The sequence below is a fragment of the Mycolicibacterium novocastrense genome, from assembly GCF_001499835.1.
Lineage (GTDB): Bacteria > Actinomycetota > Actinomycetes > Mycobacteriales > Mycobacteriaceae > Mycobacterium > Mycobacterium novocastrense.
This window is the reverse complement of record NZ_LQIH01000064.1, coordinates 102,891-118,766: the sequence shown is the minus strand read 5'-3', so window position 1 is coordinate 118,766 and position 15,876 is coordinate 102,891. Positions and strand designations below refer to the sequence as shown.

The following is a 15,876-nucleotide window of genomic DNA, read 5'->3' as shown; positions in this document are numbered from 1 at the left end:
CTGCAGCAATGGACGCTCGCTGGGTTCTGCACCTCGACATGGACGCCTTCTTCGCGTCCGTCGAGCAGCTGACCCGTCCGACGCTGCGGGGACGCCCGGTGCTGGTCGGTGGGCTCGGCGGTCGCGGTGTGGTCGCCGGGGCGAGCTACGAGTCGCGGGTGTACGGCGCCAAGTCGGCGATGCCCATGCACCAGGCCCGCAGGCTGGTCGGCGCCACAGCGGTGGTTCTTCCGCCGCGCGGAGTCGTCTACGGCGTGGCCAGCCGCCGGGTGTTCGAGACGGTGCGCGCGATGGTGCCGGTTCTCGAGCAGCTCTCGTACGACGAGGCTTTCGGCGAGCCCGCCGAACTCGCCGGCGCATCGGCGGCCGACGTCGAGCACTTCTGTCGGACGCTGCGCGCCCGGGTGCTCGCCGAGACCGGGCTCGTCGCGTCGATCGGTGCGGGTTCGGGTAAGCAGCTCGCCAAGATCGCATCCGGATTGGCGAAACCCGACGGTATGCGGGTGGTTCGCCGCGACGAGGAACGCTCGTTGCTCGACGGCCTGCCGGTGCGGCGGCTGTGGGGGATCGGACCTGTCGCCGGGGAGAAGCTGCACAGGCTCGGCATCGAGACCATCGGCGCGTTCGCCGCTCTGAGCGAGGCGGAGGCCGCCGACATCCTCGGCGGCACCGTGGGCCCGGCGCTGCACCGCCTCGCCCGCGGTATCGACGACCGGCCGGTGGCCGAGAACGCGCCGGCCAAACAGATCAGCGCGGAGTCCACCTTCCCCGAAGACCTGACCACCCTCGACCAGCTTCGCGAAGCGATGGGCCCGATCGGTGAGCACGCCCACCGGCGCCTGGAGAAGGACGGCCGCGGTGCGCGCACCGTCACCGTGAAGCTCAAGAAGTCCGATATGAGCACCCTCACCCGATCGGCGACCCTGCCCTATGCCACCGCCGATGCGGCCACCTTGACCGCCACCGCGCGCCGGCTGCTGCTCGACCCCGTCGAGGTCGGTCCGATTCGCCTTCTGGGCGTTGGCTTTTCGGGGCTCTCCGATGTTCGGCAGGAGTCGTTGTTCCCGGACTTGGAGCTGATGGCGTACGACGAGGACGTGACGCACACCGGGGTGCCGCCGACCGTCTCGGATCTCGCCGCGACCGCACCCGCTTGGCGCATCGGCGACGATGTCACCCACCCGGATTTTGGACACGGGTGGATTCAGGGCGCCGGGCACGGGGTGATGACGGTCCGGTTCGAGACCAGAACCAGCGGACCGGGCCAAGCCCGCACGTTCCCGGTCGACACGCCCGGTATCGAGCGCGCGAACCCCGTCGATTCGCTCGACTGGCCCGACTACATCGCCGAACTGGCGCGCTACCAGAGCACCCCGTAAACGCTCGAGATCGTGAAGCCGTGACCGCCGTACGTCGTACAGGTCACCGTGCCCTGATGTCCGACACCGCAACTGGCTCCCCAGTTTTCGAGCCGGTACCCCGCAGGCAGGACGTCGACGCCCTCGCGGGTGAACGTCGGTGCGGGGGAGTGGCGATATTCTGCCGGGCCGCCGCTGGTCAAAAACGTCTGGTTGGTGCCGGGCGGGGCTTCCAGCGGAACCCCGTCACAACCGATGGGGCCGCCGTTGGGGCCGATGCCGCAGGACAGCCCGTCGGGTGTCGTGAAGAACACGTGGTAGTTGGGCGGTGGGCCGGGTCGGTAGAAGCCTTCGGCGACGGGGTAGTGATCGATCGCGTCCGCTCCCGTGGGCGCTTGGGCACGGGCCACCGCGCCGGCGGCCAGGGTCAGCGCCAGAACGGCGGTCAGCGTGGCGCCTCGGCGAACCATGTTCTCGAAGTGCACGCGTCCACGGTGCCATGCGCGTCAACCCCATCGGTCGACGGCTTCGTCGACGCGACCCATGGTGCGGAATTCCTCTGCATCGACGTTTTGGGATGATGGTCCAGTGACTGACGACCCAGAAGTGGCCGACGAGACCACCCAGGAGACCGCGCCGCCGAGGCGACGGCTGGGCCTGCTGCTCGCTATCGCGGGCGTCGTGCTGGTCACCGACGTCGTCACCAAGGTGCTCGCGGTCAAACTCCTCACCCCGGGCCAGCCCGTGTCGATCATCGGCGACACGGTGACCTGGACCCTGGTGCGGAACTCGGGTGCGGCGTTCTCGATGGCCACCGGCTACACGTGGGTGCTCACACTGATCGCGACCTGCGTGGTGATCGGGATCGTGTGGATGGGTCGCCGGCTGGTGTCACCGTGGTGGGCCGTCGGGCTCGGCATGATCCTCGGTGGCGCCCTCGGCAATCTCATCGACCGGTTCTTCCGCTCGCCCGGCCCGCTGCAGGGCCACGTCGTGGACTTCCTGTCGATCGGGTGGTGGCCGGTCTTCAACGTGGCCGATCCGTGCGTCGTCGGCGGGGCGATCCTGTTGGTGGGGCTGTCGCTGTTCGGGTTCGACTACGACACCGTCGGGCGGCGGAAGGCCGCCGAGGACGAATAGATGGCCGATCGGTCGCTTCCGGTCCCGGAGGGTCTGGCGGGCATGCGGGTCGACGCGGGCCTCGCTCGGCTGCTCGGCCTGTCGCGCACGGTCGCGGCGGCGCTGGCCGAAGAAGGCGGTGTCGTAATCGACGGCGCCCCCGCGGGCAAATCGGACAAGCTGACCGCGGGCGCCTGGCTGGATGTGCGGTTGCCCGAAGCGCCTGCGCCGGTGGAGAACACACCCGTCGAGATCGACGGGATGGCCATCCTGTACTCCGACGAGGACATCGTCGCCGTGGACAAGCCGCCGGGGGTCGCCGCGCACGCCACCGTGGGCTGGTCGGGTCCGACGGTGTTGGGCGGCCTGGCCGCGGCGGGCTTCCGCATCAGCACTTCGGGGATCCACGAGCGCCAGGGCATCGTGCACCGCCTCGACGTCGGCACCTCGGGGGTCATGGTCGTGGCCCTCTCGGAACGCGCCTACACGGTGCTCAAGCGGGCGTTCAAACAGCGCACCGTCGAGAAGCGTTATCACGCGCTCGTGCAAGGGCATCCCGACCCATCGAGCGGCACGATCGACGCACCGATCGGCCGGCACCGCGGACACGACTGGAAGTTCGCGGTCACCGAGAACGGCAGGCACAGCGTCACCCACTACGACACCCTCGAGGCGCACCGCGCCGCCAGCCTGCTCGACATCGAACTGGAAACCGGTCGCACACACCAGATCCGGGTACATTTCGCCGCGCTGCACCATCCGTGCGTCGGCGATCTCACCTACGGCGCCGATCCCACGTTGGCCAAGCGGCTCAAGCTGGAACGGCAGTGGCTGCACGCACGATCGCTGGCCTTCACGCATCCCGCCGACGGGCGCCGCGTCGAGATCACCAGTCCCTATCCGGCCGATCTGCAACACGCCCTGGACGCACTGCGCAACCACGAACTGTGAGCGACACCCGCAGACCCGGCTTACTGTTCGGGGTCGGCGCATACGCGTGCTGGGGAACGTTTCCCGCGTTCTTCCCGCTGCTGAAACCCGCGTCGGCCCTCGAGGTGCTCGCGCACCGCATCGTGTGGAACTTCCTGCTGATGATCGTCGTGGTCGCGGTCGTGCGCAGGCTCGGCGACCTCAAACGAATCTCCGGTCGCACGTGGCTGCTGCTGGCCGCCGCGTCGGCGCTGATCTCGATCAACTGGGGGATCTACGTCTATGCCGTCAACAACGGGCACGTGGTGGACGCGGCGCTCGGCTACTTCATCAACCCGCTGGTGGTCGTCGGGTTGGGGCTGATCGTGTTCCGGGAGCGGCTCAACCGCGCGCAGTTCGTGGCGTTGGCCGTCGCTGTGACCGGCGTGGTGGTGCTGACGGTGCAAGTGGGCGCACCGCCCTACATCGGTCTGGGTCTGGCGTTGTCTTTCGGCCTCTACGGCGCGGTCAAGAAAGTCGTGGCGACCGACCCGCGGGTCAGCGTCGGGGTGGAGGCCGGTATCGCCACGCCGTTCGCGGCGGCCTACATCGTCGTGCTGCACTGCACCGGGCACGCAACGTTCACCGACCACGGCGGTGACCACGTCGCGCTGATGGTGCTCTCGGGTGTCCTGACGGCGGTGCCGCTGTTGCTGTTCGCCGCGGCCGCACAGCGGTTGCCGCTGGTGACGATGGGCCTGCTGTTCTACCTGACGCCGGTGATGCAGCTGACGTGGGGCGTGTTCGTGGGCGGGGAGCCGATGCCGCCGGCCCGCTGGGTGGGCTTCGCGTTGATCTGGGTGGCGCTGGTGGTTTTCAGCGCCGACGCCGTCGGCCGGTCGCGGGCCGATCGGCAACTTTGCGAAACTGCCGGTTGACCTTGAACTAGCAATGTCTTAACGTTTGCTCGTGGTTGACGAGACCGAGCCGGCTCTCGGCCCGCGCGGGCGGGGACGTCCCGTGGGATCGGACTCGGCCGAGACGCGGGCCGGCATCCTTCGGGCCGCACGCGCGGTGATCAACGAACGCGGGTACGAGGCGGCGACGTTCAAGGCGATCGCGGTGCGCGCGGGGATCAGCCGGCCGACCATGCACTATTACTTCGCCACCAAAGAAGACCTCTACGACTGCCTCCAGCGTGAGGCATACGCGGCGGTCTCGGCCTCGATCGAGGCCGCTAGACAGCGGAATACGCTGCTGGAACAGCTGACTGCGTTCGTCGCCGCCGCGGGTGAGCTGGATCCCTCGGACGGTTCGATGATGCGGTTCGTGATTGCGTCGCGACTCGAGCAGCACCGTCATCCCGGGCTGCGCGGCAGCGTCACACCGGTCGCCGAGGCGGTGGCCGACTTCTACACCTGGATGGTCGACGAAGCGATCCGCCGCGGTGAGATCCCCGAGGACGTGGACGCCCGCGCGGTGGTCAACATGCTCTCGGCGATGTTCTGGGGAATGGGGTTCTTCGGCCGGTTCGTCCACGGATCCGAACCGGCGATTGCAGTTGCCAAGCAACTGAACAGACTGTTGCGTCGAGGCTTGCTCCAGTCATCGGAGCGCCTCGCGGTCTAGCGAGAAGCCGGAATTCTGTCCGCGGCTCGAAGACACGCATTTCCGACACGCCGGGAACTGTCGGAGGGCGGTCATAGACTGGCCCTCCTATGAGCCCTTCGGATTCGCGGTCGTTCGTGCACCTGCATAACCACACCGAGTACTCGATGCTGGACGGTGCCGCGAAGGTCAAGCCGATGCTCGCCGAGGCTCAGCGTCTGGAGATGCCCGCGATCGGGATGACCGATCACGGAAACATGTTCGGCGCCAGCGAGTTCTACAACGCCGCCACCGACGCCGGGATCAAGCCGATCATCGGTGTCGAGGCCTACATCGCGCCGGGTTCGCGGTTCGACACCAAGCGCATCCTGTGGGGTGATCCGAGCCAGAAGGGCGACGACGTATCCGGCAGCGGGTCCTACACCCACATGACGATGGTGGCCGAGAACGCCACCGGGTTGCGCAACCTGTTCAAGCTGTCCTCGCTCGCCTCGTTCGAGGGGCAACTCGGCAAGTGGTCGCGTATGGACGCCGAGCTGATCGCCGAGCACGCCGAGGGCATCATCGCCACCACGGGCTGCCCGTCGGGCGAGGTGCAGACCCGGCTGCGGCTCGGCCACCATGACGAGGCCGTGGCTGCGGCCGCCAAGTGGCGGGACATCTTCGGACCGGACAACTTCTTCCTCGAGCTGATGGATCACGGCCTCGACATCGAGCGCCGTGTGCGCGAGGGGCTGCTCGATATCGGGCGCAAGCTCGGCATCCCGCCGCTGGCCACCAACGACTGCCACTACGTCACCCGCGACGCCGCCCAGAATCACGAGGCGCTGCTGTGCATCCAGACCGGCAAGACGCTCTCGGACCCGAACCGGTTCAAGTTCGACGGTGACGGCTACTTCCTCAAGACGGCCGCCGAGATGCGTGCCCTGTGGGACGACCAGGTGCCCGGCGCGTGCGACTCGACGCTGCTGATCGCCGAGCGGGTGTCGTCGTATGAGGACGTGTGGACGGTGCGCGACCGGATGCCGGTCTTCCCCGTGCCCGAGGGCCACACCCAGGAGTCCTGGCTGCGCCACGAGGTCCGCGCCGGGCTCGAGCGTCGTTTCCCCTCCGGTGACGTACCGCAGGAGTACACCGATCGCGCCGACTACGAGATCAAGGTCATCTGCGACAAGGGTTACCCGTCGTACTTCCTGATCGTGGCCGACCTGATCAACTACGCGCGTTCGGTCGACATCCGGGTCGGCCCCGGCCGCGGGTCGGCCGCCGGGTCGCTGGTCGCCTACGCACTGGGCATCACCAACATCGACCCGATCCCGTACGGGCTGCTGTTCGAGCGGTTCCTCAACCCCGAGCGGGTGTCGATGCCCGATATCGACATCGACTTCGACGACCGCCGCCGTGGTGAGATGCTGCGATACGCCGCCAACAAGTGGGGCAGCGACCGGGTGGCCCAGGTGATCACCTTCGGCACCATCAAAACCAAAGCGGCGCTGAAGGACTCGGCGCGCGTGCACTACGGCCAGCCCGGCTTCGCGATCGCCGACCGGATCACCAAGGCGCTGCCTCCGCCGATCATGGCCAAGGACATCCCGCTGTCGGGCATCACCGACCCCAACCATGAGCGGTACAAGGAGGCCGCCGAGGTCCGCGGCCTGATCGACACCGACCCCGACGTCCGCACCATCTACGAGACCGCACGCGGACTCGAGGGCCTGGTCCGCAACGCCGGTGTGCACGCCTGCGCGGTGATCATGAGCTCCGAGCCGCTCGTCGACGCGATCCCGCTGTGGAAGCGGCCCCAGGACGGCGCGATCATCACCGGCTGGGACTACCCGTCGTGCGAGGCCATCGGCCTGTTGAAGATGGACTTCCTGGGGCTGCGCAACCTGACGATCATCGGTGACGCGCTGGACAACATCAGGGCCAACCGCGGGATCGAGCTCGACCTCGAAGCCGTTCCACTCGACGACAAGGCGACCTACGAGCTGTTGGGCCGCGGCGACACGCTCGGGGTGTTCCAGCTTGACGGCGGGCCGATGCGCGACCTGCTGCGGCGCATGCAGCCGACGGGGTTCGAGGACGTCGTCGCGGTGATCGCGCTCTACCGCCCCGGTCCGATGGGCATGAACGCCCACAACGACTACGCCGACCGCAAGAACGGCCGCCAGGCGATCAAGCCGATCCACCCGGAGCTCGAAGAGCCGCTGCGCGAGATCCTCGCCGAGACCTACGGCCTGATCGTCTACCAAGAGCAGATCATGCGGATCGCGCAGAAGGTTGCCGGGTACTCGCTGGCCCGAGCCGACATTCTGCGAAAAGCCATGGGCAAGAAGAAGCGCGAAGTCCTGGAAAAGGAGTTCGAGGGCTTCTCCGAGGGCATGAAGACCAACGGCTTCTCCGCCGCCGCCATCAAGGCGCTGTGGGACACCGTGCTGCCGTTCGCCGACTACGCGTTCAACAAGTCGCACGCCGCCGGGTACGGCCTCGTCTCGTACTGGACGGCCTACCTCAAGGCCAACTATCCGGCCGAGTACATGGCCGGGTTGCTGACGTCGGTCGGTGACGACAAGGACAAGGCCGCCGTATACCTGGCCGACTGCCGCAGGCTCGGCATCACGGTGCTGCCGCCCGACGTCAACGAGTCGCACCTGAATTTCGCCTCCGTCGGCGAGGACATCCGCTACGGGCTGGGCGCGGTGCGCAACGTCGGCGCCAATGTGGTTGCCTCGGTGATCAATACGCGCACCGAGAAGGGGAAGTTCATCGACTTCTCCGACTACCTCAACAAAATCGAGATCGGCCCGTGCAACAAGAAGGTCACGGAGTCGCTGATCAAGGCCGGTGCGTTCGACTCGCTGGGGCACCCGCGCAAGGGCTTGTTCCTGATCCACACTGACGCCGTCGACTCCGTGCTGGGCACCAAGAAGGCCGAGGCGATGGGGCAGTTCGACCTGTTCGGCGGCGCCGACACGGCCACCGACGCGGTGTTCACCATCAAGGTGCCCGACGAGGAGTGGGAGGACAAGCACAAACTCGCGCTCGAACGCGAGATGCTGGGCCTCTACGTGTCCGGTCATCCGCTCAACGGCATCGCCCACCTGCTGGCCGCCCAGGTCGACACGGCGATCCCGGCCATTCTGGACGGCGACCTGCCCAACGACACGCAGGTGCGCGTCGGCGGCATCCTGGCCTCGGTCAACCGCAGGGTCAACAAGAACGGGTTGCCGTGGGCCTCGGCGCAATTGGAGGATCTGACCGGCGGCATCGAGGTGCTGTTCTTCCCGCAGACCTACTCGACGTTCGGTGCCGAGATCGCCGACGACGCCGTCGTGCTGGTCGGCGCGAAGGTGGCGATCCGCGACGATCGGATCTCATTGATCGCCAATGACCTTGTGGTGCCCGACTTCTCGAATGCGCAACTGGATCGCCCGTTGGCGGTGAGCCTGCCGACCCGACAGTGCACCGTGGACAAGGTGACCGCGCTCAAGCAGGTGCTGGCCCGCCATCCCGGCACGTCGCAGGTGCATCTGCGGTTGATCAGCGGGGAGCGGATCACCACGCTGGAACTGGACACATCGCTGCGTGTCACGCCGTCGTCGGCGCTGATGGGCGACCTCAAGGCCCTGCTGGGGCCCGGCTGTCTGGGCGGCTGACGTCAGTTCAGGACATTCACCGCCCGCGCGATGACGAGTCCCGCGGTGCCCAGCGCGACGATCGCCTGCACCGTCATCATCATCTTGGCCCACCGGGCGAGCGGCATGGTGTCGGTCGGGGAGAACGCCATGACGTTCGTCACGCTGACATAGAGGTAATCGACGAAGGTGGGCCGCCAATCCGGTTCGGCGACATGCGGAGTCGTCATCTGCGGGAACAGGAAATCGGGATAGGGCCGCTCTCCCGCGTGCCGCGCGAACGGCCCACCCCGGTCCAGCTCCCAGTACCAGATGCCGAACACGATCACGTTCGTGACGATGATCGAGGCGCCGCTGCCGAGCAGCACCGCCGCGTCGTTGCTCTCGTCGCCGCTGAGAATGCCGACCGCCAGCACGACCGCCGAGAGCGTGTTGTCGAGGGTGATCGCCGCCAGCAGGACCCATGTCGTGTACCGGCCGAACCGGGTGCGCCGGGTCATGACGCGCGGGTTGATCGCCAGCAGCGCCAGCAGCAGGAGTCCCTCCAACACCACCAGCGGCCAGCGGGGGACCAGCGTGTAGCCCTTGGGGATCGCGAGCTGCAACGCCATGACGGCCACCACCGCGATCAGCACGGGCAGCGTGCTCTCTGGATCGCCTCGCCGCAGCCAGGCCGGCGTGCGGTGCTGTTCCGGCGGTGATTCCATCACGTCATTCTGATGCGCCAGGATGATCGGATGGAGTCACGACACGTCAGCATCTGGATCGCCGCGCCAGCCGAGACCGTCTACCGGTTCGCCGCGGATCCGCAGACGTGGCCGCGCTGGGCGGCCGGTCTCGCGCAGAGCGGGCTTCGCCAGACTCCGAGCGGCTGGGTGGCCGACTCACCGATGGGCGAGGTGACGGTCGAGTTCTCGCCGCGCAACGACCTCGGTGTGCTTGACCACGTGGTGCGGCTGCCCACCGGGGAAGCGGTCTACAACCCGATGCGGGTGCAGCCCTGGAGTGTGCCGACCGACGCCGACGAGGCGCACAGCGAGGTGGTGTTCAGCGTGCGCCGACGGCCGGAAATGACCGACGAGGAGTTCGATGCCGACACCGAAGCGGTCGCCGCCGACCTGGCGACGCTGAAGAGGTTGCTCGAGGACTAGAGGCGCGCCGAGCAGAGCGCGCTGAACGCCACCCAGGTGACGGTGCCCACCGCGGCACCCGCGAGTACCGCCGTCGCCGCCGTGCCGGTCGCGATCCCGATCACCAGCGCCACGACCGCGCTCAGCACGAGGGCGATCAGCTTGTACGCCGGCCAGGGCACACCCGCCACCGACACGTCGCACGTCGCGCGTGCGGCTGCGGTGCGGAAGTTACCTGCGGCGGTCATGACCTCCACGATAGCTCGTAACTGATTTTTCGGCCACCCGAAACACCGGATCAGGCCCGCGGATTTAAAGCGCGTCTAAGCTGATGAGATGCCACTTTCCGGAGAGTATGAACCCAGCCCGTGGGACTGGGTAAGGGAACACGCCGACCGCATCACGGAGTCCGGAACCACCGAGGGTGTGGACATGAAAGGTAAACCCCTCATCCTCCTGACGACCGTCGGCGCGAAGACGGGCAAGATCCGGAAGACCCCCTTGATGCGGGTGGAACACGACGGCCAGTACGCGGTCGTGGCCTCGTTGGGTGGCGCCCCCAAGCATCCGGTCTGGTACCACAACATCAAGGCTCATCCGCGGGTGGAACTGCAGGACGGGGCGGTGACCAGGGAGTATGACGCGCGCGAGGTCACCGGTGAGGAAAAGGCCCTCTGGTGGGAGCGGGCCGTGGCGGCATGGCCCGACTACGCCGAGTACCAGAAGAAGACCGACCGCCAGATCCCGGTGTTCGTGCTGAGCCCGATTTCTTGAAAACCGCTGGTTGGTGGCACCATTGACCGGTGTCCGCTGAACTGAGCCAAAGCCCGAGGACGTCGCCGCTTCGTGCGTCGGATATCGACGAGGCCGCTCAGCGAATTGCGGACGTCGTGCTGCGCAGTCCGCTGGAGCTCAGCGAGAGGCTCTCGGAGGCCACCGGCGCGGCGGTGTATCTGAAGCGTGAGGATCTGCAGCCCGTGCGGTCCTACAAGCTGCGGGGCGCGCACAACCTGCTGATGCAGTTGTCTGCCGACGAGCTGGCCGCAGGCGTGGTGTGTTCGTCGGCGGGCAACCACGCGCAGGGCTTCGCGATGGCGTGCCGCTCGATGGGGGTCCGCGGCCGGGTCTATGTGCCGGGCAAGACGCCCAAGCAGAAGCGCGACCGCATCCGGTACCACGGTCGCGAGTTCATCCAGTTGATCGTCGGCGGCAGAACCTACGACGACGCCGCGGCCGCCGCGCTCGACGACGTCGCCCGCACGGGTGCGACGCTGGTTCACCCGTATGACGATCTGCGCACGATGGCCGGACAGGGCACGATCGCCGCGGAGATCCTCGACCAACTCGACACCGAGCCCGACCTCGTTGTCGTTCCGGTCGGCGGTGGCGGATGCATCGCGGGCATCACCACCTATGTGGTCGAACGGACGAGCGGCACCGCCGTGTTGGGAGTCGAGCCGGCGGGGGCGCCCGCGATGATCGCGGCGCTGGCGGCGGGTGAGCCGGTGACCATCGACGACGTCGACCAGTTCGTCGATGGCGCGGCGGTCAACCGCGCGGGAACGCTGCCGTACGAGGTGCTGGCGGCCGCCGGTGACATGGTGTCGATGACGACCGTCGACGAGGGCGCCGTGTGCACCGCGATGCTCGACCTGTACCAGAACGAGGGCATCATCGCCGAGCCGGCGGGGGCGCTGTCGGTGGCCGCGTTGATGGAGGCTGACATCGCACCGGGATCCACTGTGGTGTGCGTGATCTCGGGTGGCAACAACGACGTGTCGCGCTACGGCGAGGTACTGGAGCGTTCGCTGGTGCATCTCGGTCTCAAGCACTATTTCCTGGTCGACTTCCCGCAGGAACCGGGCGCGCTGCGCCGGTTCCTCGACCAGATACTCGGCCCGAACGACGACATCACCTTGTTCGAGTACGTCAAGCGCAACAACCGTGAGACCGGCGAGGCGCTGGTCGGGATCGAGTTGGGTTCGGCGACCGACTTCGAGGGTCTGCTCGAGCGCATGCGCGCCTCGGACATCCACGTCGAGGCGCTCGAGCCCGATTCGCCGGCGTACCGCTACCTGCTCTGACAGTTTCGCGGGCCCAGGTCAGTTTCGGCGGACGACAGCGAACGAATGTCCCGGCACCCGTGTTGATTCCGCTCCGACCGTCGGCTGATCCCACGCCAGCACCACCTCGCCGGTGACCGGGACTTCGACCGCCTCGGCGCCGAGATTGCATGCGATCGACAGCGACCCGCGGTGCATCACGATCCAGCGCCGGGCTTCGTCGTAGTCGATCTGGAGGTTGTCCAGCCACGGGTCGGCCATATCGGGCTCGTTGTGCCGCAACGCGATCAGCTCGCGGTACACCCGCCGCAGCCGGCCGTGATCACCCTCGTCGATCTCGTCCCACTTCAGCTTCGAGCGCAAAAAGGTCTCGCGGTCCTGCGGATCGGGGATCTCGTCGGCGTCCCAGCCGTGCTCGGCGAACTCGCGCTTGCGGCCCTCGGCCGTGGCGCGCGCCAGTTCCGGCTCGGGGTGTGAGCTGAAGAACTGGAACGGCGACGACGACCCCCATTCCTCACCCATGAAAAGCATGGCCGTGTAAGGGCTTCCGAGTGCCAAGGCGGCTTTGACGGCGAGCTGCCCGGACGTCAGGTTCTGCGACGGACGGTCGCCGACCGCCCGGTTACCCACCTGATCGTGGGTCAGCGTGTAGGCCAGCAGCCGGGTGGCGGGGATGGTGGCGGTGTCCAACGGACGCCCGTGTCTGCGGTGCCGGAACGACGAGTACGTGCCCGCGTGGTAGTAACCGTTCTTCAGCGTCGCGGCCAGCGCCTCGAGCGTGCCGAAATCGTTGTAGTAGCCCTGCTGTTCGCCGGATACCGCGGAGTGGATCGCGTGGTGGATGTCGTCGTCCCACTGCGCGGTCATCCCCAGTCCACCCTGGTCGCGGGGCGTGATGAGCCGCGGATCGTTGAGGTCGCTTTCGGCGATCAACGACAGCGGCCGGCCCAACTCCGCGGCCAGCGCATCGGTTTCGGCCGACAGCTCTTCGAGGATGTGGATCGCCGTCGTGTCGACGAGGGCGTGCACCGCGTCCAGGCGCAGCCCGTCGGCGTGGAAGTCGCGCATCCAGCGCAGCGCGCAGTCGATGATGTAGCGCCGCACCTCGTCGGCGTCGGCGTCGGCGATGTTGATTGACTCACCCCACGGATTGCTACCGCTGGACAGGTAGGGCCCGAACTTGGGCAGGTAGTTCCCCGACGGGCCCAGGTGGTTGAAGACGGCGTCGATCAGCACCCCGAGTCCGCGTTGGTGGCAGGCGTCGATCAGGCGCACCAGCGCGTCGGGCCCGCCGTAGGGTTCGTGTACCGCGTACCAGAGCACACCGTCGTAACCCCACCCGTGGGTCCCGCCGAACGCGTTGACCGGCATCAGCTCGACGAGGTCGACGCCGAGATCGACGAGGTAGTCGAGCTTGTCGATCACCGCGTCGAATGTGCCTTCGGGGGTGAAGGTTCCAACGTGCAGCTCGTAGATCACCGCACCCTCGATCGAGCGGCCTGCCCAGTCGCCGTCCGTCCATGCCGTCGGATCGGGTTGCCACAGCTGCGATCTCTCGTGCACGCCGTCGGGCTGACGGGGGGAGCGGGGATCGGGGAGCACCTTCGGGTCGTCGTCGAGGACGAAGCCGTAGCGTGCGTCGGACGCGGCCTCGACCTCGGCGCGCCACCACCCGTCGTCCGCCGGGGTCATGTCATGCAGTGTGCCGTCGACGTCGAGCCGGACCCGTTGCGGTCGCGGCGCCCACACGCTGAATTCAGCCATCGACCCGCTCCAACAGTACGACCGGCAGGTCGGTGAAGAGTTCGGCGGCCAGCACCCGCCCGTGGTGTCGACGCCCGCCGATGCGGTCCGCCCAGGTGCCCGGGGGCAGGGCGACAGCGGTGTCCCCCCAACCGGTTTCGGAAAGCCGCACCGAATGCCGGGTGACCGCGGTCAGGACATCGTCACCGCGTAGGAACGCAACGAGGTGTTGCGCCGCGGGCCCGTCGGCCAGCACGGGGGTGTAGCCGCCGGTCGAAAACGTTGTCGGCCGCTCCTTTCGGACGGCCAGCGCGGCGGCGACCACCCGCAGCTTCGGGTGGCGCATCGCCTGCAGCGCATCGCGGCGAGCCGCGTAGTCGACGGGCCGGCGGTTGTCCGGATCGACCAGGCTGTCCTCCCACAGCTCGGTGCCCTGGTAGACGTCGGGCACCCCGGGCGCGGTGAGCGCCAACAGTTTCTGGCCGAGCGCGTCGCTGCGGGCATGCAGGTCGAGCCGCGCGGCCAAACCAGACATCTCCGTGGCCACCGGGCCATCGATCACGGCGTCCAGCCAGGCGTGCAGGCGGGTCTCGAAGTCGTCGTCCGGATCGTTCCAGGTGGTGTGCTCCGCGGCTTCGCGGATGGCCTTCTCCGCATAGGCATGCAGTCGCTCACGCAACTCGTCGCTCACCCTACCGTCGGCCGGCCAGACCCCAAACATGTTCTGCAGCAGGAAGAAACCGGTTGTACGGTCGGGAGCCGGGGTGCGTTGCTCCCACGCGGTGACATACTCGGCCCACAGCGACGGAACCTGCGACAGCACTCCGATACGTGCGCGGACGTCCTCACCGCGCTTGGTGTCGTGGGTGGTCAGCGCGACCATCGCGTCGGGCCACATCCGTGCGCGCACCGCGGCCCGCTGGTGGAACTCGGCGACGCTGACCCCGAAATGGTGCGGTTCGGAACCGACCTCGTTGAGCGAGACCAGTCGCGCGTCGCGGTAGAACAGGCAGTCCTCCATCGATTTCGCCGTCGCAGCGCCGCACAGCTGCTGCAACCGGACCTCGGCCTCCTTGCTGACCGCCAGCGCGGTTGCGATCAGCGCCAGCGGCTCGGCCAATTTCGGTTCCGCGGAGGCTGTTTCGGCGAGCGCGCTGGGCAGGACACCCGACAGCGAGCGGTAGTCGGAGCGGTAGACGTCGATGCGGCTGAGCAGAGCGGCGATCGCTGCGGGCAGGTCGTGGTGGTCGGTGCCGGTGGCGCTGACGATGGTGCGGCGCAACCGGGCCAGCTCACTGCCCAGGGTCTCGGTCACCGCATTCGCCTTGAGGGTGCGCGCGAGATCCGGCATCGAACTGTAGGCCAAGCCGGTGGAGTCGAACAGGTTGGTCAGCGCCTCCTCGCCCGAGGGATCGATGAACACCCCGCCGATCTCCCGCATCGCGTCGTAGCCGGTGGTGCCGGCCACCGGCAGCGTCGGCTCCAGCGGCTCGTCTGCGGCCAGGATCTTCTCGATCACGATCCAGGCGTCGGGGCCGGTGAGTTCACGCAGCCAGGAAAGATATCCGGCGGGGTTCGACAGCCCGTCCGGGTGATCGATGCGGATGCCGTCGACCAACCCCTCGTCGAACCACCGTTTCGCTTCGGCGTGGGTGGCGTCGAAAACGGCGCGGTCCTCCTGGCGCAATCCGGCCAACGAGGTGATCGAAAAGAAACGGCGATAGCCGCAAACCCCGTTCTTCCAACCGATCAGGTGATAGTGCTGGCGATCGTGCACCTGCGGACCGGTCCCGTTTTCGGTGCCGGGCGCGATGGGGTAGACGAGGTCGCCGAGGCGCAGCACGGGCTCGGCGTCGCTGGTGTCGACCTCGAGATCGTCGGCGTCGTCGTCGGATCCGAGCACCGGCAGCACGACGCGCCCGCCGTCGAGATCCCAATCGACATCAAAGAAGGACGCGTAGGCCGATGCGCGTCCGTGCTTGAGGACATCCCACCACCAGGCGTTCTGCCGCGGTTTCTCCACACCCACGTGGTTGGGCACGATATCGACGATCAAGCCGATGCCTTTGTCGCGGGCCGCGCGCGACAAACGTGCGAACCCCTCGGGCCCGCCGAGCTCGGCGGACACGGTCGTCGGGTCGGTGACGTCGTAGCCGTGCGTGGACCCTTCGGCCGCGGTGAGGATCGGCGACAGGTACAGATGGGACACGCCGAGCGCCGAGTAGTAATCGAGCAGTTTCTCGGCGTCGGCGAATGTGAAAGAGTCGCCCCGCATCTGGAGGCGGTACGTCGACTGGACCGGCATTTGTCG

The 15,876-nt window shown here is 67.6% G+C and carries 14 protein-coding genes; 9 read left to right on the top strand and 5 right to left on the bottom strand.

The features are described from left to right. Nucleotides 1-8: 8 nt before the first annotated feature. A complete protein-coding gene (locus tag AU072_RS25000; RefSeq protein WP_064416240.1) occupies nt 9-1,379 on the top strand; it encodes a DNA polymerase IV in 1,371 nt (456 codons plus the stop codon). Here AU072_RS25000 and AU072_RS24995 read toward each other — a convergent pair. Further along, the gene (locus AU072_RS24995) at nt 1,361-1,828 is read right to left on the bottom strand and encodes a hypothetical protein (protein ID WP_064416321.1); all 468 of its coding nucleotides are present in this window, start codon (nt 1,826-1,828) and stop codon (nt 1,361-1,363) included. The genes AU072_RS25000 and AU072_RS24995 overlap by 19 nt on opposite strands. Before the next feature lie 73 nt (nt 1,829-1,901). Between AU072_RS24995 and lspA the strand changes: the two genes are divergently transcribed. The 5 genes from lspA to dnaE all read left to right on the top strand — a co-directional run bounded on the left by lspA (nt 1,902) and on the right by dnaE (nt 8,650). Beyond that, complete coding sequence (gene lspA, locus AU072_RS24990; RefSeq protein WP_064416239.1) at nt 1,902-2,498, top strand: signal peptidase II; 597 nt, start codon at nt 1,902-1,904, stop codon at nt 2,496-2,498. Then, nucleotides 2,499-3,428, top strand: a complete 930-nt coding sequence (locus AU072_RS24985) for an RluA family pseudouridine synthase (protein ID WP_064416238.1) — start codon at nt 2,499-2,501, stop codon at nt 3,426-3,428. Continuing rightward, entirely contained in the window at nt 3,425-4,324 is a 900-nt protein-coding gene (gene rarD, locus AU072_RS24980) for an EamA family transporter RarD (RefSeq protein WP_064416237.1), read from the top strand. The genes AU072_RS24985 and rarD overlap by 4 nt, the downstream gene beginning before the upstream one ends. 31 nt (nt 4,325-4,355) lie before the next feature. Continuing rightward, nucleotides 4,356-5,015 carry a TetR/AcrR family transcriptional regulator gene (locus AU072_RS24975; protein WP_064416236.1) on the top strand — a complete coding sequence of 220 codons (660 nt, stop codon included), beginning with the start codon at nt 4,356-4,358 and terminating at the stop codon, nt 5,013-5,015. An 89-nt stretch (nt 5,016-5,104) separates the two neighbouring features. Then, the gene (gene dnaE, locus AU072_RS24970; protein ID WP_064416235.1) at nt 5,105-8,650 is read left to right on the top strand and encodes a DNA polymerase III subunit alpha; all 3,546 of its coding nucleotides are present in this window, start codon (nt 5,105-5,107) and stop codon (nt 8,648-8,650) included. 2 nt (nt 8,651-8,652) lie between these two features. Here the strand turns inward: dnaE and AU072_RS24965 are convergent, their stop codons facing one another. Then, nucleotides 8,653-9,336 (bottom strand): hypothetical protein, encoded by a 684-nt coding sequence (locus AU072_RS24965; RefSeq protein WP_110765834.1) that lies wholly within the window; start codon nt 9,334-9,336, stop codon nt 8,653-8,655. 30 nt (nt 9,337-9,366) lie between these two features. Here AU072_RS24965 and AU072_RS24960 point away from each other — a divergent pair, with 30 nt between their 5' ends. Continuing rightward, nucleotides 9,367-9,780: an SRPBCC family protein gene (locus AU072_RS24960; RefSeq protein WP_064416233.1), complete on the top strand. Its 414-nt coding sequence runs from the start codon at nt 9,367-9,369 to the stop codon at nt 9,778-9,780. On the opposite strand, the gene AU072_RS24955 is transcribed toward AU072_RS24960, so the two are convergent. After that, the gene (locus tag AU072_RS24955; RefSeq protein WP_064416320.1) at nt 9,777-10,007 is read right to left on the bottom strand and encodes a hypothetical protein; all 231 of its coding nucleotides are present in this window, start codon (nt 10,005-10,007) and stop codon (nt 9,777-9,779) included. The two genes, AU072_RS24960 and AU072_RS24955, sit on opposite strands and share 4 nt — an antisense overlap. Nucleotides 10,008-10,095: 88 nt before the next feature. Here AU072_RS24955 and AU072_RS24950 point away from each other — a divergent pair, with 88 nt between their 5' ends. Continuing rightward, complete coding sequence (locus tag AU072_RS24950; protein ID WP_064416232.1) at nt 10,096-10,533, top strand: nitroreductase family deazaflavin-dependent oxidoreductase; 438 nt, start codon at nt 10,096-10,098, stop codon at nt 10,531-10,533. A gap of 29 nt (nt 10,534-10,562) precedes the next feature. Beyond that, entirely contained in the window at nt 10,563-11,843 is a 1,281-nt protein-coding gene (gene ilvA, locus AU072_RS24945) for a threonine ammonia-lyase IlvA (RefSeq protein ID WP_064416231.1), read from the top strand. Nucleotides 11,844-11,861: 18 nt separating this feature from the next. Here ilvA and treZ read toward each other — a convergent pair whose 3' ends face one another. Then, nucleotides 11,862-13,586, bottom strand: a complete 1,725-nt coding sequence (gene treZ, locus AU072_RS24940) for a malto-oligosyltrehalose trehalohydrolase (protein WP_064416230.1) — start codon at nt 13,584-13,586, stop codon at nt 11,862-11,864. Continuing rightward, nucleotides 13,579-15,870 (bottom strand): malto-oligosyltrehalose synthase, encoded by a 2,292-nt coding sequence (gene treY / locus AU072_RS24935; protein ID WP_064416229.1) that lies wholly within the window; start codon nt 15,868-15,870, stop codon nt 13,579-13,581. The genes treZ and treY overlap by 8 nt, the downstream gene beginning before the upstream one ends. Between the last annotated feature and the right edge of the window lie 6 nt (nt 15,871-15,876).

Coding starts and splice junctions, on each gene's coding strand:
- AU072_RS24985 (WP_064416238.1), top strand. CDS start 2,499: ATGGCCGATCGGTCGCTTCCGGTCCCGGAGGGTCTGGCGGGCATGCGG.
- AU072_RS24955 (WP_064416320.1), bottom strand. CDS start 10,007: ATGACCGCCGCAGGTAACTTCCGCACCGCAGCCGCACGCGCGACGTGC.
- dnaE (WP_064416235.1), top strand. CDS start 5,105: ATGAGCCCTTCGGATTCGCGGTCGTTCGTGCACCTGCATAACCACACC.
- lspA (WP_064416239.1), top strand. CDS start 1,902: ATGGTGCGGAATTCCTCTGCATCGACGTTTTGGGATGATGGTCCAGTG.
- AU072_RS24960 (WP_064416233.1), top strand. CDS start 9,367: ATGGAGTCACGACACGTCAGCATCTGGATCGCCGCGCCAGCCGAGACC.
- treZ (WP_064416230.1), bottom strand. CDS start 13,586: ATGGCTGAATTCAGCGTGTGGGCGCCGCGACCGCAACGGGTCCGGCTC.
- AU072_RS25000 (WP_064416240.1), top strand. CDS start 9: ATGGACGCTCGCTGGGTTCTGCACCTCGACATGGACGCCTTCTTCGCG.
- AU072_RS24965 (WP_110765834.1), bottom strand. CDS start 9,336: ATGGAATCACCGCCGGAACAGCACCGCACGCCGGCCTGGCTGCGGCGA.
- AU072_RS24950 (WP_064416232.1), top strand. CDS start 10,096: ATGCCACTTTCCGGAGAGTATGAACCCAGCCCGTGGGACTGGGTAAGG.
- treY (WP_064416229.1), bottom strand. CDS start 15,870: ATGCCGGTCCAGTCGACGTACCGCCTCCAGATGCGGGGCGACTCTTTC.
- AU072_RS24995 (WP_064416321.1), bottom strand. CDS start 1,828: ATGGTTCGCCGAGGCGCCACGCTGACCGCCGTTCTGGCGCTGACCCTG.